This window comes from Actinoplanes sp. NPDC051537, from assembly GCF_055586105.1.
The window spans coordinates 265,335-289,093 of record NZ_JBVJIU010000011.1 but is presented as its reverse complement, the minus strand read 5'-3'; the positions used below and the strand labels follow the sequence as shown (position 1 = coordinate 289,093).

The window sequence follows — 23,759 nt, the reverse complement described above, 5'->3', positions numbered from 1 at the left end:
CCGATTCTTGGGATCATGTCCGTGCGCACCACCGTCACCGTCCCGATGCGCTTCCCCGACGGCTACGCCACGACCGCCCGGGTGACCACGTTCACCGGCCTGGTCGACGGCAAGGAGCACCTGGCGCTGGCGTTCGGTCCGGCGACCGCCACGCCGCTGGTGCGGCTGCACTCCGAGTGCCTGACCGGGGACGTCTTCGGCTCCGAGCGCTGCGACTGCGGACCGCAGCTGCGCGAGGCGGTCGAGCGGATCTCCATCACCGGGGGCTACCTGCTCTACCTGCGGCAGGAAGGGCGAGGCATCGGCCTGTACGCGAAACTCGACGCGTACGCCCTGCAGGAGGCCGGCCTGGACACCTACGCCGCGAACCGGGCGCTGGGGCGGGCGGATGACGAGCGGGACTACGCCGTCGCGGCGCAGATGCTGGGCGTGCTCGGCGTCACCGCAATCGACCTCCTCACCAACAATCCCGATAAGTCGGCACAAATGCGGCTGAACGGCATCGAGGTGCGGAATGTGCTTCCGACGGGTGTGTACGCGTCGGCGGCGAATGTCCGATATCTGGAGGCGAAGGCGGCGCAGACCGGCCACACCCTCTCGCTGCCGATGGCGGGCTGAAGCCCAGATTCGGCCGGCACGCTCAGATTTCGGCCCGCGCACTCAGATTTGGGCTGGCGCGCCGAACGGAACGGTGTGGGAATCGAGGGATTGAACTCGCGGATCGCGGACATCCAGAGCCGGATCATCGCGCTGCAGACCCAGCAGACCGGGCGCACCACCCAGAGCCAGTCGACCACCACCGGCTCCGGCGGCGCGTCGGGCGAGGACTTCGCCAGCTATCTCTCCGACGCCGTCGCCCAGACGCCGTCGTCGGGCCGCACCTATTCGCTGAACAGCAAGGGCATTCCGACCGACCTCGCCGCGTACGGCAACGGGAAGATCCCGGCCGGCGCGCTGGAGCAGGTCGGCGCCACCCGGCACAAGCTCTGGGCGCCGGCCGCCGAGGCGCTGACCAAGATGATGTCGGACGCCGAGAAGGACGGGGTGCACATCGGCATCACCGACTCCTACCGCCCGTACACCGAGCAGGTCGATCTCGCCCGCCGCAAGGGCCTCTACTCGCAGGGCGGGCTGGCGGCCAAGCCCGGCACCAGCGAGCACGGCTGGGGCATGGCCGCCGACCTCGACCTGAACGGCAACGCGCTGGCGTGGGTGCGGCAGAACGCCGACAAGTACGGCTTCTTCAATACCGCGTCGCGGGAGAGCTGGCACTGGGGTTACAAGCCGGACTCCGACGGCGCCAAGGCGATGGGGGTGCAGACCAGCGTGAGCTAGGCCGTCGCCAGCAGCTCGCCGTGCAGCAGCGACAACCAGCCGTCCGGGTCGGCGGCCCAGCGCCGCCACCCGTCCGAGATCCGCTGAAGGTCGTCCTGCGTGGCGGCGCCGGTGCGCACCGCGGTGCCGGCGAACGCGGACTGCAGCACCCGGTCGGCCCACATGCCGCCCCACCACGCGCGGTCCTCGGGCGTCGCGAAGCACCACGTGCTCGACGTCGCGGTGATGTCGTCGAAGCCGGCCTCGCGCGCCCAGGCGAGCAGCCGCCGGCCCGCGTCGGGCTCGCCGCCGTTGCGCCGCGCCACCAGCTCGTACAGATCGAGCCACTCGGTCAGCTCGGGAAACTCCGGGAACCAGGTGAAGGCCGCGTAGTCGCTGTCGCGCACGGCCACCACGCCGCCCGGCTTCGTCACCCGGCGCATCTCGCGCAGCGCCGCCACCGGGTCGGTCACGTGCTGCAGCACCTGGTGGGCGTGCACCACGTCGAACGTGTCGTCGGGGAAGTCGAGCGCGTGCACGTCGCCGGTGGCGAAGTCGACGTTGGCCAGGCCTCGGCGCGCGACCTCGGCGCGGGCCAGGTCGAGCGCCTCGTTGGTGACCTCCAGCGCGGTGACCCGGGCCGGTGTGACGAGCGTCGCCAGGTCGGCCGTGATGGTGCCGGGACCGCAGCCGACGTCGAGGACCGAGACTCCGGAAGTCAGCCGGGGCAACAGGTATGCCGCCGAATTCTCTGCGGTGCGCCAGCGGTGTGAGCGCAAGACCGACTCGTGATGTCCGTGCGTGTAGGTCGCCATGCGTTCGAAGCTAGCCCCGCTGTCTCTAAATATGGGAGCAAGATCTCATTATTTGGTACGCGGTGAGTTAAGCGATTTCTTTGCGGGCAGGTGAGGCCGTATTTTTGTCGGCATGAGGATCGGCATTGTGGGCGCGACGGGACAGGTGGGCGGCGTCATGCGGCGCATCCTGGCCGAGCGCAGCGGTTTTGATGGGGCACTGCCCGTTGACGAGCTCCGGCTCTTCGCTTCCGCCCGCAGCGCGGGTCGCACCCTTCCGTGGAAGGACGGCGAGGTCACCGTGGAGGACGCCGCGACGGCGGACTTCGGCGGGCTCGACATCGTGCTGTTCTCGGCGGGCAAGGGCAGCTCCAAGGAGCTGGCGCCGCGCGTGGCCGAGGCGGGCGCGGTCGTGATCGACAACTCGTCGGCCTGGCGGATGGACCCGAACGTCCCGCTGGTGGTCAGCGAGGTGAACCCGCAGGCGGCCCGCAACCGCCCGCTCGGCATCATCGCCAACCCCAACTGCACCACCATGGCCGCGATGCCGGTGCTGCGCCCGCTGCACGACGAGGCCGGTCTCGTGGCCCTGGTCGCGACGACCTACCAGGCCGTCTCCGGCGCCGGGCTGGCCGGCGTCAGCGAGCTCGACGAGCAGGTGAAGAAGGTCGCCGACCGGGCCGCCGAGCTGACTTACGACGGCAGCGCCGTGGAGTTCCCGGCGCCCCGCTCGTTCAGCAAGAACATCGCCTTCAACGTGCTGCCGCTGGCCGGCTCGATCGTCGACGACGGCCGCGACGAGACCGACGAGGAGCAGAAGCTCCGCAACGAGACCCGCAAGATCCTCGACATCCCGTCGCTGCTGGTTTCCGGCACCTGCGTGCGCGTCCCGGTTTTCACCGGCCACTCGCTGCAGCTCAACGCCCGCTTCGCGCGGCCGATCGCGCCGGCCCGCGCCCGCGAGCTGCTCGCGACCGCGCCCGGCGTCGAGCTGTCCGACGTGCCGACCCCGCTCGAGGCGGCCGGCCGCGACCCGTCGTTCGTGGGCCGCATCCGCGCCGACGAGACGGTGGCGAACGGGCTCGCGCTCTTCGTCTCCAACGACAATCTGCGCAAGGGCGCCGCGCTGAACGCGGTGCAGGTGGCCGAGCTGGTCGCGGCCGAACTTCGCTGATTTACATATCTCAAACCGCCCCGGGTCGTTGTGACCCCGGGGCGGTTTTTTATGTGGAGATCCCCTCATTTCCAATGTGGAAATCTGGGACTTTTTGCCCGAATCGGTGGCGGATGGTCGGTTTGAGGTGCACAGTGATTGCATGAACGACAGTGGGCCCGGCGGAGGCGGCTACTTCTGGTGCCTTCGCGACAGCCGTGTCGAGACCGGCGACGACTTGTGTCCCGCCCAGTACCGGCTCGGTCCCTACGCCACGGCCGACGAAGCGACGCGGGCACTCGAGACCGTCGAGAAGCGCAATGCGGAGTGGGACGCCGAGGATGCCCGCTGGACCGGGGAGGTCAGCTAGCACCGGCTCCGCGACCCCCTGTGTCCAAGCCGGAATTCGCAGTCTCCAGGCGGAGACGAGCCCGCAGTCATTCGCAAGGAGGAACACCCTGATGGCCGCTGCCAAAAAGGCTCCGACCAGAGCAACAACGGGCGCCGGGAAGGCCGTGCGCGCTACCGGCGCCAAGGCGTCGGCGGGAAAGAAGGTGGCCGCCGCGGCCGCCCGCAAGCCCGCGACCACGACCGTACGGACGACGAGCACACGGACGACGACCACGACCCGGCCGGCGGTGCCCAAGCCCAGCACGCCGAACCGGAAGACGGCGGCGCCCGCCGCCCGTAAGCCGGTGGCGGACAAGGCGACCAGCACCGGCCGCACCGCCGCGGGGAAGAAGACGATCGCCACGAAGACCGCCGCCGGCAAGGCGACCGCGACCCGGGCGACCGCCGCCAAGCCGGCCGTTTCGCTCGGGCGCGGCGCGAAGGCCGCGACGACCAAGACGACGGCCAACCGCGCGGCGGGCCGGGCCGGCACCGGCAAGCGGCCGGTCACGCCGCGCCGGACGGCGGCGGCCGTGAGCCCGATCCCGGGGATGACGACGGCGATGATTCCGCCGGAGCCGACGCCGGCCGCGGACATGGACGACTCGATGCCGATGACGATGTCCGAGGCGACCGAGTCCGGGATCCGTCCGGCCGGGCGGCGCGGCCGGGCCGCGGACATGCCGGCGGTGATCGGGTCGATCAGCGGCATGCCGGTGGTCACGCCCGAGCCGTCGGCCAAGAAGCCGGCCGGCCGGGCGACGAAGACGGCGACCAAGGCGGCGGCCAAGTCGGCGTCCCGGGCGAAGGCGGCGACGGGCCGGGCCACGGCGGCGGCCAAGGCGACGGCGGCGAAGACGACGGCGGCCCGGAAGGTCGCGGCCAAGGCGACGACGACGGCCAAGAAGGCGGTTGCCAAGACGACGGCGGCGGCCAAGACGACCCGCCCGGCCGCGAAGACGGCGACGGCGGCGATGAAGAAGGCGACGGCTTCCAAGATGACCGCTAAGAAGGCGCCCGCCGCGAAGACGATCGCCACCAAGGCGCCGGCCTCGAAGATGACGGCCAAGAAGGCGCCGGCGACCAAGAAGGCGGTCATGCCGAAGACGACGGCGGCCAAGAGCGCGGCGAAGACGGCCTCGGCCACGCGCGCGGCGGCGGCCAGCACGGCGGCGGCCAAGACCGCGGCGATGGCTCGGGCGGCGGCCAAGACGGCGGCGGCCAACAAGAGCGCGGCGCGGGCGGCCTCCGGGAAGTCGGCCACGGCCACCGCGAACCGGGAAGCGGCGCGGACGGCGTCGGGCCGGTCGTCGACGGCGATGGCGAACGTGCGGGCGGCCAAGGCGGCGGCTGGGCGGGACGCGATGAAGCGGGCCGCGAAGATCACGGCGCCCAAGCGGGCGGCGGCCAAGGCGACCGCTACCAAGGCGACCGCTACCAAGGCGACCGCTGCGAAGGCGACGGCGGCCAAGGCGACGGCGGCCAAGGCGACGGCGGCCAAGAAGACCGCGGCCAAGGCTACGGCCGCCAAGTCGGCCGCCGCTAAGTCGGCGGTGGCCAAGAAGGCGCCGGCGAAGACCGCGGCGACCAGGACGGCGGCCACCCGGGCCACGGCCACGAAGGCGACGGCTTCGCGGGCCACGGCCACCAAGGCAACGGCTTCGCGGGCGACGGCTACGAGGGCGACGGCGGCCAAGTCGGCGGCGGCCAAGGCCACCCCGGCCAAGACGGCGGCCAAGACCACGGCGGCCAAGGCGACCGCGGCCAAGGCGACGGCGACGGCGACCAAGGCGACGGCGGCCAAGGCCGCGGGTACGGCCGCCCGGGCGTCGCGGAGTGCGGCGACCGTGGCGGGGTCGATGGCGGGGAAGGCGGCCAACAAGGCGACCACGCGCAGCCGGCCGGCCAAGACCACGAACGTGGCCAAGGCGACCAACGCGGGCCGGGCGGCGAAGACCACCAAGACGTCGGCGACCAACGCGGCCAAGGTCGCGAAGGCGCCCACGGCCGCGGCGGCGCGGAAGGCGGCGGCCGGCAACGCGGCGGCGGCTGCTTCCACGCGTACGGCCGCCGGACGGAAAGTGGCCGCCAAGCGCGCCCGATAGTGGGGTTTCCCGCCGGTGGCCACGCCTTCGGGCGTGCCCACCGGCGTTTGCGTGGCGGCGCGGACTGGTAGTAATGAGCGGTGCCGATCAAAAGGGTGTGGGCGCCGCAGATCGACTTCTCGGTGCTGCGGCGGGAGTTGCGGCTGCCGGAGGAGTTTCCCGAGGCCGCGCGGGCCGAGGCCGAGCGGGCCGCCGCCGATCCGCCGCGGGCCGCGGCCGACCTGACCGACGTGCCGTTCGTGACGATCGACCCGGCCACGTCCCGCGACCTCGACCAGGCCATGCACCTGGCCCGGCGGCCGGGCGGCGGCTACCGGGTGAGCTACGCGATCGCCGACGTGGCGTCGTTCGTGCGGCCCGGTGGCGCGCTCGAGACCGAGACGTGGCGGCGCGGCCAGACCATCTACCTGCCCGACGGCCGCATCCCGCTGCACCCCGAGGTGCTCGGCGAGGGCGCCGCGAGCCTGCTGCCGGACGGCGATCGGCCGGCCGTGGTGTGGACGATCGACCTCGACGCCGACGGCGAGACCACCGGCGTCACCGTGCAGCGGGCGATGGTCCGCAGCCGGGCCAAGCTGGACTACCCGACCGTGCAGGGCCAGGTCGACGCGGGCACCGCCCCCGAGCCGGTCGCCCTGCTGCCCGAGATCGGCCGCCTGCTGGCCGCGCGGGCCGCCGCCCGGGGCGCGGTCAACCTGCCGCTGCCCGAGCAGGAGGTCGAGCGCGACGGCGACGGCTGGCGCCTGGTGCTACGCGCCCCGCTGGCGGTCGAGGAGCACAACGCCCACATCTCGCTGCTCACCGGCGTGGCCGCGGCGTCGCTGATGCTCACCGGCCGGGTCGGCCTGTTGCGCACGATGCCCGCCGCCCGCCCCGAGGCCGTCGACAAGCTGCGCGCGGCCGCCGTCTCGCTCGGCGTGGACTGGCCGGCGAACGCCTCGGTCGGCGCGGTCGTCGCCGCCGTCGACCCGGCCACCCCGCGCGGCGCGGCGTTCCTCGACCAGGCCGCCGAGCTGCTGCGCGGCGCCGCCTACACGCCGTTCGACGGCGAGCCGCCGGCCGAGACCGGCCACGGCGGCGTCGGCGCGCCTTACGCGCACGTGACGGCCCCGCTGCGGCGCCTGGCCGACCGTTACGCCACCGAGGTCTGCCTGGCCCTTGCGGCCGGGGCGGAGATCCCGGCGTGGGCCCGCGAGGCGCTGCCCAAGCTCCCGAAGACGATGGGCGACACCGACCGCCTGGCCGGCGCCGCCTCGCGCGGCGCGGTCGACCTGGCCGAGGCCGTGCTGCTGGAGAGCCGGGTGGGCGAGCAGTTCGACGCGGGCGTCGTCGACCGCGACGAGCCGCGCGGCAACCGCCCGGCCGGCGGCACGGTGGCGATCGACGACCCGGCCGTCCGGGCGCGCTGCGTGGGCGACCTGCCGCTGGGTGAGCGCATCCGGGCCACGCTGACGGTGGCCGACCCGGCCAGCCGGAAGGTCGAGTTCCGGCACACCGCCTGACCTGGTGTCTCCGCGCCCTTTGCTCTGCTTACCGATACGCGCCTCGCGGCGCATTCCCGATAAATCCGGCAGAAGAGCAAGCCGCCGCGCGGGCGCGGGCAATGCGCGTATTGGTGAGCAGAGCCGGGGGTAGGGGGCGGCGGGCGATGCGCGTATTGGTGAGCAGAGCCGGGGGTAGGGGCGGCGGGCGGTGCGCGTATTGGTGAGCAGAGCCGGGGGTAGGGGCGGCGGGCGGTGCGCGTATTGGTGAGCAGAGCAAAGTGCGGGCGGGGTGGAGGTGGGGCTGGGGTGACGGCGGGGCGGGCGGCGGAGTGACGCGGCAGCCCCGCCCGGCAGCGGCGGCACGGAGGCCGGGGACGGCAGCGCCCGGCCCGTGACGCACGGGGCCGGGCGGAAATCCCGTATCTCTGAATGCTCTTTTAAGAAATGCAGGCGCAGATGATGAGCGCGGCGCCGAAGTGCGTGGCGGCCGAGACGATCGCGCCGCCGTGGCGCTCGGGCGTGCAGATTACCTCGCCGAGCTTGCCGGGCGTCATCCAGTCGAGCACCAGGAACGCGAGGCCCATGATGGCGATGCCGATGAGGCCGAAGATGACCGTGGACGCGAGGCCCTGGCCGAACGAGTCGTAGCTCGTGAAGATCGCGGTGAAGACGATCAGGGCGATGCCCAGCTGGTTGGCCGCGAGCAGGATCGACGCGTTCCAGTTGCGCTCGGCCCAGATCAGGTCGCGCAGCTTTCCGGGCGTCAGAATATCGATCAGGACATATCCCAAGGCCATCAGGCCGATACCGACGAGTCCGAAAACGATGCTGCGGCCGGCGCCCTCGAGCAAATCTTGCAGCACGGTCTCTCCTTTCCAAGGTCAGGAGAGACTACAGCGCCCCCAGGTAGCGCTGGCGCTCATACGGCGTGACCTCGCGGCGGTACTGCTCCCACTCGGCCCGCTTGTTGCGCAGGAAGAAGTCGAAGACGTGCTCGCCGAGCACCTCGGCGACGAGCTCGGACTTGCTCATCACGTCGATCGCCTCGGACAGGTTCTCCGGCAGCGCGTCGTAGCCCATCGCCTTGCGCTCGGCCGGGGACAGCGACCAGACGTCGTCCTCGGCGCCGGGGGGCAGCTCGTAGCCCTCCTCGATGCCCTTGAGGCCGGCGCCGAGCATGACCGCGAACGCCAGGTACGGGTTCGTGGCCGAGTCGATCGAGCGGACCTCGACGCGGGCCGAGTTGGGCTTGCCGAACGCGGGCACCCGGACCAGGGCGCTGCGGTTGAGGTGACCCCAGCTGACGAACGCGGGGGACTCGGTGATCGCGTTGGGCAGCTGGAGCGGGAACAGGCGCTTGTACGAGTTCACCCACTGGTTGGTGACCGCGGTGTACTCCCGGGCGTGCACGAGCAGGCCGGCGATGAACGCGCGGGCCGTCTTGGACAGCTTCATCGGGTCGTCGCCGTCATAGAACGCGTTGCGCTCGCCCTCGAACAGCGACAGGTGCGTGTGCATGCCGCTGCCGGGCTGGTCGGTGTAGGGCTTGGGCATGAAGGTCGCGCGCACGCTCTGGGACAGCGCCACCTCCTTGACCACGTGCCGGAAGGTCATGATGTTGTCGGCCGTGGTCAGCGCGTCGGCGTAGCGCAGGTCGATCTCCTGCTGGCCGGGGGCGACCTCGTGGTGGCTGAACTCGACCGAGATGCCGATCCGCTCGAGCGCGAGCACGGCCTGGCGGCGGAAGTCGCGGGCGACCGAGTGGGTGGTGTGGTCGAAGTAGCCGCCGGTGTCGACCGGGATCGGCACCGAGCCGTCCAGATCGCCGTCCTGCACCAGGAAGAACTCGACCTCGGGGTGGGTGTAGAAGGTGAAGCCCTTCTCCGCCGCCCGGGCCAGGGCGCGGCGCAGCACGTGGCGCGGGTCGGCCCAGGCGGCGCTGCCGTCGGGCAGCAGGATGTCGCAGAACATCCGGGCGCTCTCGCCGCTGGCGCCGCCCTCGAACGGGAAGACCTGGAACGTGGTGGGGTCGGGCATCGCCACCATGTCGGACTCGTAGACCCGGGCGAAGCCCTCGATCGCCGAGCCGTCGATGCCGATGCCCTCCTCGAAGGCGGACTCGAGCTCGGCCGGCGCGACGGAGACGCTCTTCAGGGTGCCCAGCACGTCGGTGAACCAGAGCCGGACAAAACGGATGTCGCGCTCCTCGAGAGTGCGAAGCACGAACTCCTGCTGTCGGTCCACGTTCACTCCCGGTGCTGGCTGCCCTGACGAGCCAGTCTTCCCCGGCTCCGTTACGCCGAGATTACGCTGACCGGGCCCCGGCGCGGCGTCCTGGGTGGTCGGCGCGTGGGGAACAATGAGGCCATGCCCACGCTGCGGATCGCCCTGGCTCAGGTGAACTCGACGGTCGGCGACATCGCCGGTAACGCGGCGGCGATCCGGCGGTGGTCGCGATCGGCGGCCGACGCCGGAGCGCAGCTGGTCGCCTTCCCGGAGATGATGCTGACCGGCTACCCGATCGAGGACCTCGTCTTCCGGAACTCGTTCGTTTCGTCCTCTTTGTCGGCCTTGGAGGCCCTGGCCCGCGATCTCGCCGGTGACGGTCTGGGCGATCTGGCGGTCGTTGTCGGATATGTCGACGCGGATGGGCCGCCCGCGACGAGCGCCGACCACACGCCGGGGCTGGGGCGGCGCGACGCCTCGGCCCTGCTCTTGAATGGACGGATCGCCGCCCGCTATTACAAGCACCACCTGCCGAACTACGGGGTCTTCGACGAGGACCGCTACTTCGAGCCGGGGGACACGCTGACGGTGGTCCGCTTCGGCGGGGTCGACGTGGCGCTCACCGTCTGCGAGGACATCTGGCAGGCGGGCGGGCCCTTCACGGCGGCCCGGCGGGCGGGGGCGGGGCTGGTCCTCAACATCAACGCTTCCCCGTACGAGCTGAACAAGGACGATGTGCGGCTGCCGCTCGTGATGCGCCGGGCGGCCGAGGCGGGTGCCGCGGTGGCCTACGTGAACGCGGTCGGCGGCCAGGACGAGCTGGTGTTCGACGGCGACTCGATGATCGTGACGGCCGGCGGCGAGCTGCTGACCCGGGCCGGGCAGTTCACCGAGGAGCTGCTGATCCACGACCTGTCGCTGCCGGCCGCCGACGCGACGCCGAACCGGGCGGAGAAGACGGACGCCGAGCCGCTGCCGATCGTCGAGCAGTGGATCGACGACGAGATGGAGATCGCCCGGGTCGTCCTGGAGGCCGCGCCCCGGCCCGCGCACCGCGACAAGAAGGACGGCGGGGTCGCGGAGCGGATCGTCGACGAGGCCGAGATCTGGTCGGCGCTGGTGCTCGGCCTGCGCGACTATGTCAACAAAAATGGGTTCAGATCGGTAATTTTCGGGCTGAGTGGCGGCATCGACTCGGCGGTCGTGGCGGCGATCGCGGTCGATGCCCTCGGCGCCGATCGGGTCTTCGCCGTCTCCATGCCGAGCGGCTACTCCTCCCAGCACTCCCGCGACGACGCGGCCGACCTCGCCAAACGGACCGGTATCGACTACCGCGTGGAGGCCATCCAGCCGATGGTCGACGCGTTCCTGGCAGGCATGTCGCTCTCCGGCGTCACGGTCGAGAACCTCCAGGCCCGGGTGCGCGGCGTCATCCTGATGGCGCTGTCGAACCAGGAGGGGCACCTCGTGCTCACCACCGGCAACAAGAGCGAGCTCGCGGTCGGCTACTCGACCCTCTACGGCGACTCGGTGGGCGGCTTCAACCCGCTCAAGGACGTGCCCAAGACCGCCGTCTACCGGCTGGCCCGCTGGCGCAACACGCAGGGCGAGCCGCCGATCCCGGAGAACTCGATCACCAAGCCGCCGAGCGCCGAGCTGCGGCCGGACCAGAAGGACTCGGACTCGCTGCCCGACTACGCCGTGCTTGATCCGATCATCAAGGGGTATGTCGACGAGGACATGGGCCGCGACGAGCTGATCGCGGCGGGCAACGACCCGGCCCTGGTCGACCGGGTGCTGCGGATGGTCGACCTGGCCGAGTACAAGCGCCGCCAGTCCGCGCCCGGCACCAAGATCTCGGGCAAGGCGTTCGGCCGCGACCGCCGCCTGCCCATTACGAACAGGTTTCGAGAAGGTGTGTGAGAACCTCCACTGACCCCTGACCGGGCGCCGTCTCCGGGTGCGACCATGGCCGGACCCGGGGACCGCAGGAGCGCGGCCTCGAGGGAAGGAGAGTTACGACATGTCGGACATTCCCACCCTGTATGGCGGCCCGCCGACGCGACGGGTACGCACCCGCGACCTGATCGCCGCCAAGTCCCGCGGCGACCGCTGGCCGATGCTGACCTCCTACGACCAGTACACGGCGTCGATCTTCGACCGGAACGGCGTGCCGGTGCTGCTGGTGGGCGACTCCGCCGCCAACAACGTCTTCGGCTACGAGACCACGCTGCCGGTCACGGTCGACGAGCTGCTCCCGCTGGTCCGCGCCGTCGTCCGCGCCACCAAGACCGCGCTGATCGTCGCCGACCTGCCGTTCGGCAGCTACGAGGAAGGCCCCACGCAGGCGCTGCGCACCGCCGTCCGGTTCATGAAGGAGGGCGGCGCCCACGCGGTCAAGCTCGAGGGCGGCCGCCGCGTCGCGGCCCAGATCGAGGCGCTGACCGGCGCCGGCATCCCGGTGATGGGCCACGTCGGCTTCACCCCGCAGAGCGAGCACACCATCGGCGGCTACCGGGTGCAGGGCCGCGAGGCGGACGGCGCCCAGGTGCTGGCCGACGCCCGCGCGGTGGCCGACGCGGGCGCGTTCGCCGTGGTGCTCGAGATGGTGCCGGGCGAGGTCGCCAAGACGATCACCAAGGAGCTGCCGATCCCGACCGTGGGCATCGGCGCGGGGCCCGACACCGACGCCCAGGTGCTGGTCTGGCAGGACATGGCCGGTATGCGCACGGGCCATATGCCGCGCTTTGTCAAGCAATACGCGGACCTGTCCGGAATTCTGGCCTCCGCGACCCAGCAGTTCGCCGCGGAGGTGCGGGGCGGCGAGTTCCCCGCCGCGGAGCACACCTTCTAGCCCGTACGCGAGGGGAAGCGCCCGGTCGGCGACACCCGATCGGGCGTTTCCCGCGCCCACCGGTGGCGCCCCGGCGGGCCGCGCCCATAGTGTTCGCGGCAGCCGCGATCCGGCTGTTCCGGGGCCAAGCGCAACGAGCGAGGAAGTGATTGTCGTGCCGGCCGTCCGCGCCGTCGCCGACCTGACCGTTCACGACCACCTCTGCTACGTCTACGACCACGAGGCCGAGACGGGCCGGGATCTGCTGGAGTACGTGGTGGCCGGCCTCGGCCGCCGCGAGCGCGTGCAGGTGCACACCTCGCCCGGGGCGGCGGGCGCCACGATCGAGGACGACCTGTGCGCGGCCGGGCTGCCGGTGCGCGAGCTGGTGGACCGCGGGATGCTGGTGGTCGGCCCGGCCCGTTCGGCCTTCCTGGACGGCCGCGGGTTCGACGCCGGCCGGCGGCTGACCGCCTTCGCCGCCGAGGCCCGTGCGGCCGTCGACGCCGGGCTCACCGGCCTGCGGACGTACGTGGACACCCGGTTTCTGCTCGACCACCCCGGCGCGCTGGCCGCGTGGCCCGGTTACGAGCTGCGGGCCGACCTGCTCGCCAAGCAGCTGCCGATCACCGCCGTCTGCGCGTACGACGCCCGGCACTGGACGCCCGAGGACCTGTTCCGGGCCGAGACGGTGCACACCCGCGGGTCACGCGACCACGGCGCCTTCCGGATGCACGCCGGTCGCGACGGCGCCCTGCGGCTCTCCGGCGAGATCGACTCCCTCGCCGCCGACCAGGTCTACCGGCTGCTGGTCGCGACGGCGCCGAGCCGGCCGAGCGCGGTGCTCGACGTGCGCGGGGTGAGCTTCGTCGACGTCAGCGGCGCCCGCAGCATCGGCAACGCCTGCGAGGTCATCTCTCGCCGGCACGGGCCGACCCGGCTGCGGGGCGCCCCGCCGTTGCTGCGCCGGATCTGGGAGTCGGCGACCTGGTCGGCCTGCTTCCCGAGCGTGTGCATCGAGGACTGACCATGGACAGCACTCCGCCGACTGATAGTCCAGGCTCGGGTAGCGACAGGGCGTTCCGCCACGAGGCCCTCGTCTACGACGACGACCAGACGTTCACCTCGACGCTGGCGCCGTTCCTCGCCGGCGCGGTCCGCCGGCGGGAGGCCGCCATCGCGGTCGTGCCCCGGCACAACATGCGGCCGCTGCGCGACGCCCTGAGCGGCGACGCCGGTCAGGTCACCTTCATCGACAGCGACGGCTGGTACGAGCGCCCGGCCGCCACCATCGCCGGGTGGAAACGGCTCGTCGACCAGGCCCTGGCGAGCGGCCGGCCGGCGGTGCGCGCCGTCGGCGAGGTGGCCTTCGGCCCCGGCCCGCGGCACGACAGCTGGACCCGGTACGAGTCGGCGGCCAACGACGTGTTCGCCGGCGTGCCCGCCTGGATCATCTGCCCGTACGACACCCGCCGGCTGCCGGACCGGGTGATCGCCGGCGCCCGGCGCACCCATCCCGCCCTCGTCGCCGACCGGCGCGGGCCGAACACGTTCTACGAACCGCCGGACCGCCTGCTGCGCACGCTGGCCGAACCGATGCCGCCGGTCGGCCCGGAGCCGCTGGTGGTGCTGGCGCTGACCGAGCCCGAGCGCCTGCGGCACGCCCGCCGGACGCTCGAGGTGATCGCCCGCAACCTCGGCTGGGACCAGCCGGCGATCGCCGGGCTGCTGCTGGTGGTCACCGAGGTCGCCGCCAACAGCCTGCGCCACGGCGGCGGCGACCGGCGCATCCAGGTCTGGGTCGAGCGGGCGGTGATCACCTGCGAGGTGACCGACGACGGCGCCGGCCCGGCCGACCCGCTCGCCGGGTATCGCCCGCCGCCGAACCCGCGCAGCTCCGGCGTCGGCCTGTGGCTGGCCAACCAGCTCAGCGAATGGCTGGCCGTCGAGCACCGGGACGGCGTCACCCGGGTGCGGTTCCGGTGCCGCCGCTGACCGTCATGCGGGCGCCCCTACCGCACCCCCACCCGTGCGCTGGGTGGGGCCGATTCAACCCGCCGGGTCCGACAATTTCGCGACCCTGTCCACAGCCCTACTCGTGCGGCGCCGTCCGGCCGAAGTCGCTGATCGCGGAGCTGCCCGAGCGGCGTACCTCGGGAATGTCCTCGATGATCGCGGCGGCGACCATCACGACCACCACGGCCACCAGCTGGTAGATGGCCATCAGCTGGCTCAGCGGGATCACCGCCAGCACGGCCAGCGCGCAGCCGATGCGGTGATAGACGCCGCGCAGGCGCAGCTGGGCCAGGAACGCCGCGTGGCCGAGCAGGTAGAGCGCCACGCCGCCGCTCAGGGCCAGGGCCTGCGACCAGAGCAGGGGCTCGGTGGTGTGGCCGACCGTCTTCTTGATGCCGACCGCGACCAGCACGATGCCGAGCAGCATCGGGTAGTGGGCGTACCCCCACGCCTGCAACGCGAGGCGGGCCCGGCGGCGCGGGTTGTCGGTGTTCGCCAGCACGTGCTCGGCGCGGGCGTCGTCGCCGGCGAAATAGAACCACCACAGGTAGTACGCGACGCACAGCCCCAGCACCGCGACCAGCACCTCGGGGAAACCGAGGTGGTGGACGTCCGCGAAGCCGGCGCCGATCGCGATGATCGACTCGCCGATCGCGATGATCACGACGAGGCCGTGGCGCTCGGCGAAGTGGCCGGCCGCGATCGTGTGCATGTCGATGCGATGCAGGTAGCTGCCGGTGATCTGGACGATCGGCGCCGCCAGCCAGAGCAGGTGCCGCCACGGCTCCGGCACCAGGCCGCCGGCCAGCACCAGCAGCGCGGCCAGGATGTTCAGCGGGCCGAGCAGCCGCAGCGCCTCCCGGGCGCCCGGGCCGGCGGTGCGGAACAGCAGCGTGTGCACCACGTTGACGACCAGGTAGCTGACGCCGAACAGCCAGCCGTACTCGTCGAACGCGCCCGGGATCGCCAGCGCCATCACCAGGAAGCCGGCCATGCCGGTGAGCAGCAGCGTGCGCCGGGTCGTCGAGTTCGGCGCCACCGCGTTGGTGAGCCAGGCGTACCCGGAGTACATCCACCAGACCACGGCCAGGATCAGCAGCACGTTGCCGAGCGTGGGCAGGTCCAGATGCTCGGCCAGGGTGGCGGCGAGCTGGGTGATGGTGAAGACGAAGACGAGGTCGAAGAACAGTTCCAGCGTCGACACCCGGACCGCGGGCGTGGGGTCGGCCATCCGCGCAGCCTAAAAGATTGTCGTACCCCCGGCCTAGCGTGAATCCCGTGAACCGGACCGACCGTCTCTACGCCCTCGTCGAGGAGCTGCGCGCGGTGTCGCCCCGCCCGCGAAGCGCCCGCTGGCTGTCCGACCGCTTCGAGGTGAGCGTGCGCACCGTCGAGCGCGACATCTCCGCCCTGCAGCAGTCGGGCACCCCGGTCTACGCCGAGCCCGGCCGCACCGGCGGCTACTGCCTCGACAAGACCCACACGCTGCCCCCGGTCAACTTCACCGCGGCCGAGGCGGTGGCGATGGCGCTCGCCCTGCACCGGCTCGACGGCACGCCGTTCCACGGGCCGGCCTCGACCGCGCTGCACAAGCTGGTCGCCGCCATGCCGCCGGCCGACGCGGCGGCGGCCCGGCAGCTGGCCGGCCGCGTCCATTTCGTCGGCAACGTGCCGCCGACCGCCGTGCCGCGCCTGGTCGCCGACTCGCTCTCGCTGCGCCGGGTGCTGCGCATCCACTACGAGGACCGCGGCGGCGGCACGACCCGGCGCGAGATCGAGCCGATGGCCTTCGTCGGCACGCCCCTGCACTGGTACCTGGTGGCCTTCTGCCGGCTGCGCCGGTCGGTGCGCGTGTTCCGCACCGACCGGATCACCTCGGTCACCGTCACCGCCGAGCAGGCGGCGCCGCGCGCGCTCGAGCCCTACGACATCGACATCCCCGACAAGGTCGTGCACGCGCTCACCCTGGGGTGACCGATCACTCGCCGCCGGCGCCGGGGGTGAAGATGCCGAACTGGTTGCCGGACGGGTCGAGCACGTGGGCGAAGGTCAGCCCATCGGGCGTGCGCTGGGTCGGCACGAGAATGCGGCCGCCGGCCGCCTCGGCCGCCTTCGCCGACGCGTCGACGTCGGCCACCAGCACGTAGAAGACGGCGTAGTTGGGCACCCGGCCGCCGGTCGGGAACAGGCCGCCGGTCGGCCGGCCCTCGCCGGGCGTGGTGATCATCCGATAGGGCGCGCCGTCGGCGCCGGTCGCCGCCCCTTCGTCGTTGCCGAACGTCCAGCCGAAGACGTCGCCGTAGAAGCGCTCGGCCTCGGCCGGCTTGTCGGTGCCGACCTCGAACCAGCCGATTCCGTTGATCGCGGGCATGTCAGAACTCCTTAGCGGTTGACTGAGACCCACCCTGGTCGGCGGTGGCGACAACCTCCTGTCGGTGTTTCCGAAGTCGGCACGGACTAGCCTCGGGGCGTGGGCACCGCACTTGTCATCGAGAACGATCCGACCGACGACCTGCGCCGGCTGGGCGAGTGGCTGACCGAGGCCGGCCTGGAGCTGACCGTGGTCCGGCCGCACGCCGGCGACCCCCTGCCCGAGACGCTCGACGGCTTCCTGGGGCTGGTCGTGCTCGGCGGCGACCAGAACGCGTACGCGGCCGCCGACGGCACGCCCGGCGCACCCTGGTTCCCCGAGCTGGAGGGGCTGCTGCGCAAGGCGGTCCGCAACCGGGTGCCCACGCTGGCGGTCTGCCTCGGCGCGCAGCTGCTCGCCCAGGCGCACGGCGGCCTCGTCGAGCGCAGCACCTCCGGCCCCGAGATCGGGCCGGGCCTGGTCGGCAAGCGCGACGCCGCCGAGACCGACCCGCTGTTCAAGTGGGTGCCGCTGCTGCCCGACGTGATCCAGTGGCACCGCGACGAGATCACCGAGCTGCCGCTCACGGCCGTGCTGCTCGCCGCCTCCAGCCGCTACCCGCACCAGGCGTTCCGGCTCGGCGACCGGGCCTGGGCCGTGCAGTTCCACATCGAGTGCGACCTCGACATGATCGAGCGCTGGGCCGCCGACGACCGGGACAGCCTCGACGAGCTCGGGTACGACGCCGAGGCGGTGACCTACGCGATCGCCGAGGTGCTGCCCGACGTCGAGGAGGTGTGGCAGCCCTTCGCGGCCCGGTTCGCGTCGCTCGCGCTCGGCACGCTGCCCGGCGCCGACATCCCCAACCCGGGAACGGGCCGGACGCTGCCTCTCCTGGGCCAGTAGTGACCAGGCCCAGCCGCCTCGCCCGATACGGCTTCGCCGACGAGGGCGCCAAGGATGAGGGCGTCAAAGCCGCCACGTTGCTCGGGCCGACCGGGCTGCGGCTGTGGGACGCCGAGGCGCAGGCCCCGACCGGCACCGACGCGGCCGAGCTGATCCACTCGCTGTCCCGGGCCGCCGACCCGACCCTGGCCCTGCGCCAGCTGCACCGGCTGGTCGAGGCGGCCGGGCGGGCCGCCGACCGGAGCAACGGCCGGGGAGTCGCCGGGCCGGGCGGCGAGATCAACCCGAACGACGCGACCGACGCACTGTTCGAGGCGCTGTTCCGCGACCACGGGCTGCGCCGGCGCCTGGTCGCCGTGCTCGGGGCGTCCTCGGCGCTCGGCGACCACCTGGTCGCCAACCCGGACGACTGGCGGGTGCTGGCCACCGGCCGGACCGGGCTGCCGCCCAACGCCGAGGGGCACCTCGGGGTCGAGGGCGAGCTCACCGTGCCCGAGCTGCGCCGGGCCTACCGCAGCGCCCTGCTGCGCATCGCGGCCGCCGACCTCACCGGGGGACGCGGGCTCGAGCCGACCATGGAGGCGCTCTCGGGTCTCGCCGACGAGACGCTCGGGGCCGCGTACGGGATAGCCGTGGCCGGCCTCCCGGAAAGCGCGACCGAACCGCGCCTCGCCGTCGTGGCGATGGGCAAGTGCGGCGGGAACGAGCTCAACTACGTCTCCGACGTCGACGTCATCTTCGTCGCCGCCACCGACGAGGACCTGAGCGCCGGCACCACCGTGGCGGCCCGGCTCATCGAGATCTGCGGGCAGGTGGCGTGGCCGGTCGACGCCGCGCTGCGCCCCGAGGGCAGCCGCGGCCCGCTCGTCCGCACGCTCGCCAGCCATCAGGCCTACTACCGGCGCTGGGCGCGCACCTGGGAGTTCCAGGCCCTGCTCAAGGCCCGCCCGGCGGCCGGCGACCTGGCGCTCGCCCGGGAGTGGATCGACGACCTCGCGCCGCTGGTCTGGCACGCGGCCGAGCGGCCCGAGGCGGTCGCCGACGTCCGCGACATGCGCCGCAAGATCATCGAGAACGTGCCCGCCAACCAGCTCGACCGGGAGATCAAGCGGGGGCCGGGCGGGCTGCGCGACATCGAGTTCGCGGTGCAGCTGCTGCAGCTCGTGCACGGCCGGATCGACGAGACGCTGCGGGCCGGCGGGACGCTCCCGGCGCTGCGCGCCCTGGTCGCGGGCGGCTACGTGGGCCGGGAGGACGGCGAGACGCTGCTGCGGGGCTACCGCTTCCTGCGCGGGGTCGAGCACCGGCTGCAACTGCAACACCTCAGCCGTACGCACACGGTCCCCGACGATCCGCAAGGCGTGCGCTGGCTGGCCGCCTCGCTCGGGTACACGGCGCTGCCCGGCCGCGACGCGGTCGAGTCGTTCCGCTCCGACTGGGTCGGCCACGCCGCCCAGGTGCGCCGCCTGCACATCAAGCTGCTCTACCGGCCGCTGCTCGAATCGGTCGCCCGGGTGCCGGCCGAGGCGCTGCGGATGACCCCCGAGTCGGCCCGCAAGCGGCTCGAGATCCTCGGGTTCGCCGACCCGGCCGCCGCGCTGCGACACCTGCAGGCGCTCACCGGCGGCGTCACCCGTACCGCCGCCATCCAGCGCACCCTGCTCCCGATGCTGCTGCAGGAGTTCGCCGACGCGCCCGAGCCCGACCGGGGCCTGCTCAACTACCGCGACGTCTCGGACAAGCTCGGCAGCACCCCCTGGTACCTGCGGCTGCTGCGCGACGGCGGTCCGGTCGCCCGCCGGCTGGCCCGGGTGCTGAGCCTCTCCCGGTACGCGACCGACCTGCTCACCCGTGACCCCGAGGCGCTGCGGCTGCTGGCCGACGACAACGAGCTGGTGCCGCGCGACCGCCAGGCGATCATCGTCGGCTTCGCGGCGGCGGCCGAGCGGCACGCCGGAAATGCGGAAAAAGCGACCGCGGCCGTACGCGCATTGCGCCGTCGCGAGCTGTTCCGGCTGGCCTGCGCCGACATCCTCAGCAAAGCGGGCGACCTGGCTCCCAAATTGCCCGGGATCTCCGCGCCGTCCGAAGGACCAGGCGCCGGTGGCGGCACAGCGCAGCCGCTCGACGTCGGCGCCCTCGGCCGGGCCCTCTCCGACGTCACCGACGCCACCCTGAACGCGGCCGTGAAGGCCGCCCGCGCCGTCAAGCCCGGGCCGCCCGGCCTCCGGTTCGCGGTGATCGGGATGGGCCGGCTCGGCGGGTACGAGATGAGCTACCCCTCCGACGCCGACGTGCTGTTCGTCCACGACCAGCCGGCCGGCGGCGTCGAGCGGGAGGCCAGCGCGGCCGCCCACGCGATCGCCGAGGAGATGCGCCGCCTGCTCAACGCGCCGGCGCCCGACCCGGCCCTGGGCATCGACGCCGACCTGCGGCCCGAGGGACGGCAGGGCCCGCTGGTCCGCAGCCTCGGCGCCTACCAGCAGTACTACGCGCGCTGGTCGAAGGTGTGGGAGGCGCAGGCGTTGCTGCGGGCGAGGTTCGTCTGCGGTGACGAGTCGCTCGGCCGCGAGTTCGAGCAGCTGGCCGACACGATGCGCTACCCGTCGGGCGGCCTCAGCCGCGAGCAGGTCATCGAGATCCGGCGGATCAAGGCCCGGGTCGAGACCGAGCGGTTGCCGCGCGGCGCCGACCCGAACACCCACACCAAGCTCGGCCGCGGCGGCCTGTCCGACGTGGAATGGGCCGTGCAACTTCTGCAACTGCGGCATGCGTACGCGGTGCCGGAGCTCCGCAAGACGCAGACCCTCGAGGCGCTGGCCGCCGCGGTGGCCGCCGGCCTGGTCGACAAGGTCGACGCCGCGGCGATGGAGGCGGGCTGGACCCTGGCGGCCCGGGTGCGCAACGCGCTGACCCTGGTGCGCGGCCGCCCGACCGACCAGCTGCCCCGCCACGGCGTCGAACTGGCCGGCACGGTGCAACTGCTCGGCGGCGGCGATCCGGGCGAGTTCGTGGACCGGTATCTGCGGCTGACCCGGCGGTCCCGGGCCGCGATGGAACGGGTGCTGGAGGCCTGATCGCCGGTCAGGCGGGCGTGGTCAGGCGGGCGTGGTCAGGTGGCGGGCGGCGGCCTCGGCGGCCTCCGCGGGTGGGATGCCGGCCGCGGCGGCGGATTGCAGGATGCCGGTCAGGGTGGCGCCGATCTCGTCCACCAAGGTCAGGGCCTCCTGCTCGGTCCTGTGGTGGATCTCCAGCGCGGTGGCGTGGATGATGCCGCCGGCGCTCACCACCGCGTCGGGGGCCCAGAGGATGTCTCGCTTGTGCAGCATGGTGGCCGTCTCGGGGGAGTCCAGCTGGTTGTTGGCGGGGCCGGCGATCGCCCGGCAGTTCAGGGTGGGCACGGTACCGGCGGTGAAGAGGCCGCCCAGGGCCGCGGGAACGAGGACGTCGACCGCCTCCCGCAGGCATTTTTCCGGATTTATCCAGACAGAGCCGGCGGGAGCGGCGGCGCGCTTGGAGTCGTCGACGTCGGAGACGGTCAAGGCCGCGCCGGCGTCCGCCAGCAAACGGGCCACGTGGGCGCCGACCCGGCCCAGGCCCACGATCGCGAACGTGCGCCGCGACAGATCGGGCGAACCGAAGCGGTGGGCGCACAGGGCCCGCAGGGCGGCCACGGTGCCGATCGCGGTGGCGGGGGAGGAGTCGCCGCTTCCGCCCCGCTCGGCGGGACGGCAGAAGACGTGGGTGGTGCGCTCGCCGATGGTGACCATGTCGTCGGGGCCGGTGCCGACGTCGGGGCCGGTCGCGTAGAGGCCGCCCAGCTCCTCGATGGTCGCGCCGGCGTCGTGCAGGGCGGCCTCCCGGAGATCCTCGCCGGCGTGCTCCAGGGCGATCACGGTCTTGCCGCCGCCGTGCGGGAGGCCGGCCAGCGCGCACTTGTCGGTCATCGCCGCGGACAGGCGCAGGGCGTCGGTCAGGCCGTCCCGCCAATCCGGGTAGACCTTCATGCGGCAGCCGCCGATCGCCACGCCCCGGGTCGTGGAGTGCACCGCCACGATGATCGGCAGGCCCGACTCGCGGCCCCGCCGGATGATCACTTGCTCGTGCGGGAACATGCTTCCCTCCGTACGCTCGCCTGGTGTTTGAAGCGAAAGCTAGGCGCCTGGAGGAGCACCGCGGGGTGTTGCCGAACGATGTTCGGCGCGGAGGGGAAAGGGGCGGTCGTGGACGACGTTGATTCGGCGATCGTGCGGGAATTGCAGCGCAACGCCCGGCAGACCAACCGCGACCTGGCCCGCGCGGTCGGCATCGCGCCGTCGACGTGCCTCGAGCGGGTACGGCTGCTGGTCGATCGCGGGGTGCTGACCGGCTACCACGCCGAGGTCAGCCTGGCCGCGCTCAACCGGCACGTGCAGGCGTTCCTCCACGTGCAGGTCAGGCCGATGAGCCGGGACGTGATCGAGGGCTTCAAGGCGTACGTGTCCGGTCTGCCGGAAGTGCTGGCGGTCTTCGTGGTGGCCGGCGGCGACGACTTCCTGGTGCACGTCGCGGTCCCCGGCGTGGACGCCCTGCACTCGTTCTTGATGGACAAGTTCACCGGCCGGCGGGAGATCGTCGGGTTCCGCAGTTCGGTGATCTATCAGCACGCCCGCAACCGGGTGATCGAGTCGCTCCCGAGTTAGCTGGTCAGCGTGTATGTGCCCGGCTCCGGGACGCGAACCAGCGTCCACCCGCCCGAGCTCGACACGACCGCGCCGCCCGAGGCCCGCAGCCAGCGGTAGTAGCGCACCCGGACCACGACGTTGCCGGCGTTCTCGGCCCGGAACGTGACCGACGTGGCGTCCTGGCCGATCAGTGTGGTCGGCGCCGTGACGATCGGCTGCGCGTCGGCGACCTGGTAGAGGGTCCAATGGGCGCCGCGCCAGATCTCGGTCAGGTAGGGGAGGCCGGCCCCGATCAGCTCCGCCTCGGGGCGGCCCGACCAGGTCAGCTCGGCGTCGGGCACGGCTACGAACTGGACCGCGACGTCGTGGAGCCAGACCCGGTAGCTGTCGGCGGTCAGCGCGACCCCGGTGCCCTCCGTCCCGGGAATATTTGCAAAAAACAGGGAATTTCGAGCTATGTCGGCTTGGCGCAGCCAGCCCCGGGCCAGCGGCACGTCACCCATGTGCGCCGCCTCCCAGTAGTCGCGGGTCGGCGGAATCTCCACCCGCCCGGTCAGCGTCTCCGACCCGAGCCGATCGAGCAGCGGCGCGAAATACGCCGGATCGGCCGTCGGATTTCCCAGGTCACGCAGGTCGCCGGTCACCACCGGGGGCTGCCACCAGCACGCGACGGCGACCAGGACGAGCACCGCCCAGTAGGGAGCCCGGGGTGGGGCGCTCGATTCGTGCACGCCGTGGCTCGACGGCCCATCGGAGCGGCCCGGCCGGCGCAGGCGTGGCGGCGCGGCGTAGGCGGCCAGCACCGGCAGCGTGAACATCACCGACAACCGCGTCGCGTTGAGCCCTACCGGCGTGTGCACCAGCGCCGCCGCCAGGACGCCCAGCGCCGAGAGCAACGCGCCGATGCGGACCGCCCGGTGCGGGACGAGCACGGCCACGGCCAGGCTCGCCACCACGGCGCGGAGGGTGTCGGTGTGGCTGATGTTCATCCAGCCGCCGTCGCCGAACAGCAGGGCGGTGAGGGCGAGCGGCACCGCGGCGGGCACCGCGATCGGCAGGCCGCCGGTCACCCGGCCGGCCAGCAGCAGGGCGGCGCCGGCCAGGCCCAGGAACAGGGCGGCCACCGGACTCGTCGCGCCCGCGGCCAGGGCGGGGACGATCGCGAGCCAGCGCCAGCGGGGGACGGTGAGCAGGGTCAGGGCGGCCAGACCGAGGGCGACCCCCAGCCCGTACGTGACCCGGCCGCTCACCAGGTTGCCGGCCACGCACGCCGTCCCCACCAGGGCGCCGAGCCACGGGCGCGGGGCCGCCGTGCGCCGGAACAGGACGGCGAGCAGCACCGACGCGGCGATCAGCGCCAGCACGCCGGTCACCCGCACGCCCAGCAGCGCCATCACCGGCTGCGACAGCAAGCTGTAGCCGAGCTGGTCGACGCCCGCGTACCAGCGCAGGTCGATCGGCGTGTAGCCGTGCTGAGCGAAGAAGTCGGCCCGCGCCACCTGGGCCGACAGGTCGGACCCCATC

The 23,759-nt window shown here is 72.7% G+C and carries 21 protein-coding genes; 14 read left to right on the top strand and 7 right to left on the bottom strand.

Annotation, left to right across the window (positions count from 1 at the left end):
• Window positions 1–15: 15 nt before the first annotated feature.
• Both ACZ6TB_RS27600 and ACZ6TB_RS27595 read left to right on the top strand, forming a co-directional pair.
• Window positions 16–618, top strand: coding sequence for a GTP cyclohydrolase II (locus ACZ6TB_RS27600; RefSeq protein ID WP_465558473.1), 603 nt, complete (start codon window positions 16–18; stop codon window positions 616–618).
• Window positions 619–708: 90 nt separating this feature from the next.
• A complete protein-coding gene (locus tag ACZ6TB_RS27595; RefSeq protein ID WP_465558471.1) occupies window positions 709–1,335 on the top strand; it encodes a M15 family metallopeptidase in 627 nt (208 codons plus the stop codon).
• Here the strand turns inward: ACZ6TB_RS27595 and ACZ6TB_RS27590 are convergent.
• Window positions 1,332–2,129 (bottom strand): class I SAM-dependent methyltransferase, encoded by a 798-nt coding sequence (locus ACZ6TB_RS27590; RefSeq protein ID WP_465558469.1) that lies wholly within the window; start codon window positions 2,127–2,129, stop codon window positions 1,332–1,334. The two genes, ACZ6TB_RS27595 and ACZ6TB_RS27590, sit on opposite strands and share 4 nt — an antisense overlap.
• Before the next feature lie 112 nt (window positions 2,130–2,241).
• Between ACZ6TB_RS27590 and ACZ6TB_RS27585 the strand changes: the two genes are divergently transcribed.
• The 4 genes from ACZ6TB_RS27585 to ACZ6TB_RS27570 all read left to right on the top strand — a co-directional run bounded on the left by ACZ6TB_RS27585 (window position 2,242) and on the right by ACZ6TB_RS27570 (window position 7,258).
• A complete protein-coding gene (locus ACZ6TB_RS27585; protein WP_465558467.1) occupies window positions 2,242–3,282 on the top strand; it encodes an aspartate-semialdehyde dehydrogenase in 1,041 nt (346 codons plus the stop codon).
• A 142-nt stretch (window positions 3,283–3,424) separates the two neighbouring features.
• Window positions 3,425–3,631, top strand: a complete 207-nt coding sequence (locus ACZ6TB_RS27580) for a hypothetical protein (protein ID WP_433377019.1) — start codon at window positions 3,425–3,427, stop codon at window positions 3,629–3,631.
• 91 nt (window positions 3,632–3,722) lie between these two features.
• Entirely contained in the window at window positions 3,723–5,756 is a 2,034-nt protein-coding gene (locus ACZ6TB_RS27575; RefSeq protein WP_465558464.1) for a hypothetical protein, read from the top strand.
• 80 nt (window positions 5,757–5,836) lie between these two features.
• A complete protein-coding gene (locus ACZ6TB_RS27570) occupies window positions 5,837–7,258 on the top strand; it encodes an RNB domain-containing ribonuclease (RefSeq protein ID WP_465558463.1) in 1,422 nt (473 codons plus the stop codon).
• A gap of 419 nt (window positions 7,259–7,677) precedes the next feature.
• Here the strand turns inward: ACZ6TB_RS27570 and ACZ6TB_RS27565 are convergent, their stop codons facing one another.
• Window positions 7,678–8,103 carry a DUF350 domain-containing protein gene (locus ACZ6TB_RS27565; RefSeq protein WP_465558461.1) on the bottom strand — a complete coding sequence of 142 codons (426 nt, stop codon included), beginning with the start codon at window positions 8,101–8,103 and terminating at the stop codon, window positions 7,678–7,680.
• Between the two features lie 28 nt (window positions 8,104–8,131).
• A complete protein-coding gene (locus ACZ6TB_RS27560; RefSeq protein ID WP_465558459.1) occupies window positions 8,132–9,484 on the bottom strand; it encodes a glutamine synthetase family protein in 1,353 nt (450 codons plus the stop codon).
• Between the two features lie 123 nt (window positions 9,485–9,607).
• Here ACZ6TB_RS27560 and ACZ6TB_RS27555 point away from each other — a divergent pair, with 123 nt between their 5' ends.
• From ACZ6TB_RS27555 to ACZ6TB_RS27540, 4 genes are all read left to right on the top strand, one after another.
• A complete protein-coding gene (locus tag ACZ6TB_RS27555) occupies window positions 9,608–11,389 on the top strand; it encodes an NAD+ synthase (protein ID WP_465558457.1) in 1,782 nt (593 codons plus the stop codon).
• A gap of 100 nt (window positions 11,390–11,489) precedes the next feature.
• Window positions 11,490–12,320: a 3-methyl-2-oxobutanoate hydroxymethyltransferase gene (gene panB / locus ACZ6TB_RS27550; protein ID WP_465558455.1), complete on the top strand. Its 831-nt coding sequence runs from the start codon at window positions 11,490–11,492 to the stop codon at window positions 12,318–12,320.
• 145 nt (window positions 12,321–12,465) lie between these two features.
• The gene (locus ACZ6TB_RS27545) at window positions 12,466–13,326 is read left to right on the top strand and encodes an MEDS domain-containing protein (RefSeq protein ID WP_465558453.1); all 861 of its coding nucleotides are present in this window, start codon (window positions 12,466–12,468) and stop codon (window positions 13,324–13,326) included.
• Between the two features lie 2 nt (window positions 13,327–13,328).
• On the top strand, window positions 13,329–14,294 hold the full coding sequence (locus ACZ6TB_RS27540; RefSeq protein WP_465558451.1) for an anti-sigma factor RsbA family regulatory protein: 966 nt from the start codon (window positions 13,329–13,331) through the stop codon (window positions 14,292–14,294).
• 97 nt (window positions 14,295–14,391) lie between these two features.
• Here ACZ6TB_RS27540 and ACZ6TB_RS27535 read toward each other — a convergent pair whose 3' ends face one another.
• The gene (locus ACZ6TB_RS27535) at window positions 14,392–15,546 is read right to left on the bottom strand and encodes a low temperature requirement protein A (protein WP_465558449.1); all 1,155 of its coding nucleotides are present in this window, start codon (window positions 15,544–15,546) and stop codon (window positions 14,392–14,394) included.
• A gap of 47 nt (window positions 15,547–15,593) precedes the next feature.
• Here ACZ6TB_RS27535 and ACZ6TB_RS27530 point away from each other — a divergent pair, with 47 nt between their 5' ends.
• Window positions 15,594–16,289: a helix-turn-helix transcriptional regulator gene (locus ACZ6TB_RS27530; RefSeq protein ID WP_465558447.1), complete on the top strand. Its 696-nt coding sequence runs from the start codon at window positions 15,594–15,596 to the stop codon at window positions 16,287–16,289.
• A gap of 4 nt (window positions 16,290–16,293) precedes the next feature.
• Here ACZ6TB_RS27530 and ACZ6TB_RS27525 read toward each other — a convergent pair whose 3' ends face one another.
• The gene (locus ACZ6TB_RS27525) at window positions 16,294–16,686 is read right to left on the bottom strand and encodes a VOC family protein (protein WP_465558445.1); all 393 of its coding nucleotides are present in this window, start codon (window positions 16,684–16,686) and stop codon (window positions 16,294–16,296) included.
• 99 nt (window positions 16,687–16,785) lie between these two features.
• On the opposite strand from ACZ6TB_RS27525, the gene ACZ6TB_RS27520 reads away from it, so the two are divergent.
• Together ACZ6TB_RS27520 and ACZ6TB_RS27515 are read left to right on the top strand one after the other, a co-directional pair.
• Window positions 16,786–17,571, top strand: a complete 786-nt coding sequence (locus ACZ6TB_RS27520) for a type 1 glutamine amidotransferase (protein ID WP_465558443.1) — start codon at window positions 16,786–16,788, stop codon at window positions 17,569–17,571.
• Window positions 17,571–20,648: a bifunctional [glutamine synthetase] adenylyltransferase/[glutamine synthetase]-adenylyl-L-tyrosine phosphorylase gene (locus tag ACZ6TB_RS27515; protein ID WP_465558441.1), complete on the top strand. Its 3,078-nt coding sequence runs from the start codon at window positions 17,571–17,573 to the stop codon at window positions 20,646–20,648. Before ACZ6TB_RS27520 ends, ACZ6TB_RS27515 begins: the two co-directional genes overlap by 1 nt.
• 21 nt (window positions 20,649–20,669) lie before the next feature.
• Here ACZ6TB_RS27515 and ACZ6TB_RS27510 read toward each other — a convergent pair whose 3' ends face one another.
• Window positions 20,670–21,686 (bottom strand): Glu/Leu/Phe/Val dehydrogenase dimerization domain-containing protein, encoded by a 1,017-nt coding sequence (locus ACZ6TB_RS27510; protein WP_465558439.1) that lies wholly within the window; start codon window positions 21,684–21,686, stop codon window positions 20,670–20,672.
• Between the two features lie 108 nt (window positions 21,687–21,794).
• On the opposite strand from ACZ6TB_RS27510, the gene ACZ6TB_RS27505 reads away from it, so the two are divergent.
• A complete protein-coding gene (locus ACZ6TB_RS27505) occupies window positions 21,795–22,253 on the top strand; it encodes an Lrp/AsnC family transcriptional regulator (protein WP_465558437.1) in 459 nt (152 codons plus the stop codon).
• Here ACZ6TB_RS27505 and ACZ6TB_RS27500 read toward each other — a convergent pair.
• Window positions 22,250–23,758 (bottom strand): hypothetical protein, encoded by a 1,509-nt coding sequence (locus tag ACZ6TB_RS27500; protein ID WP_465558636.1) that lies wholly within the window; start codon window positions 23,756–23,758, stop codon window positions 22,250–22,252. The two genes, ACZ6TB_RS27505 and ACZ6TB_RS27500, sit on opposite strands and share 4 nt — an antisense overlap.
• Window position 23,759 lies beyond the last annotated feature (1 nt).

What these genes read in the sequence shown, in the direction of transcription:
- ACZ6TB_RS27600 (WP_465558473.1), top strand. Translation starts at nt 16, where the DNA reads ATGTCCGTGCGCACCACCGTCACCGTCCCGATGCGCTTCCCCGACGGC.
- ACZ6TB_RS27525 (WP_465558445.1), bottom strand. Translation starts at nt 16,686, where the DNA reads ATGCCCGCGATCAACGGAATCGGCTGGTTCGAGGTCGGCACCGACAAG.
- ACZ6TB_RS27510 (WP_465558439.1), bottom strand. Translation starts at nt 21,686, where the DNA reads ATGTTCCCGCACGAGCAAGTGATCATCCGGCGGGGCCGCGAGTCGGGC.
- ACZ6TB_RS27575 (WP_465558464.1), top strand. Translation starts at nt 3,723, where the DNA reads ATGGCCGCTGCCAAAAAGGCTCCGACCAGAGCAACAACGGGCGCCGGG.
- ACZ6TB_RS27540 (WP_465558451.1), top strand. Translation starts at nt 13,329, where the DNA reads ATGGACAGCACTCCGCCGACTGATAGTCCAGGCTCGGGTAGCGACAGG.
- ACZ6TB_RS27585 (WP_465558467.1), top strand. Translation starts at nt 2,242, where the DNA reads ATGAGGATCGGCATTGTGGGCGCGACGGGACAGGTGGGCGGCGTCATG.
- ACZ6TB_RS27535 (WP_465558449.1), bottom strand. Translation starts at nt 15,546, where the DNA reads ATGGCCGACCCCACGCCCGCGGTCCGGGTGTCGACGCTGGAACTGTTC.
- panB (WP_465558455.1), top strand. Translation starts at nt 11,490, where the DNA reads ATGTCGGACATTCCCACCCTGTATGGCGGCCCGCCGACGCGACGGGTA.
- ACZ6TB_RS27580 (WP_433377019.1), top strand. Translation starts at nt 3,425, where the DNA reads ATGAACGACAGTGGGCCCGGCGGAGGCGGCTACTTCTGGTGCCTTCGC.
- ACZ6TB_RS27500 (WP_465558636.1), bottom strand. Translation starts at nt 23,758, where the DNA reads ATGGGGTCCGACCTGTCGGCCCAGGTGGCGCGGGCCGACTTCTTCGCT.
- ACZ6TB_RS27590 (WP_465558469.1), bottom strand. Translation starts at nt 2,129, where the DNA reads ATGGCGACCTACACGCACGGACATCACGAGTCGGTCTTGCGCTCACAC.
- ACZ6TB_RS27555 (WP_465558457.1), top strand. Translation starts at nt 9,608, where the DNA reads ATGCCCACGCTGCGGATCGCCCTGGCTCAGGTGAACTCGACGGTCGGC.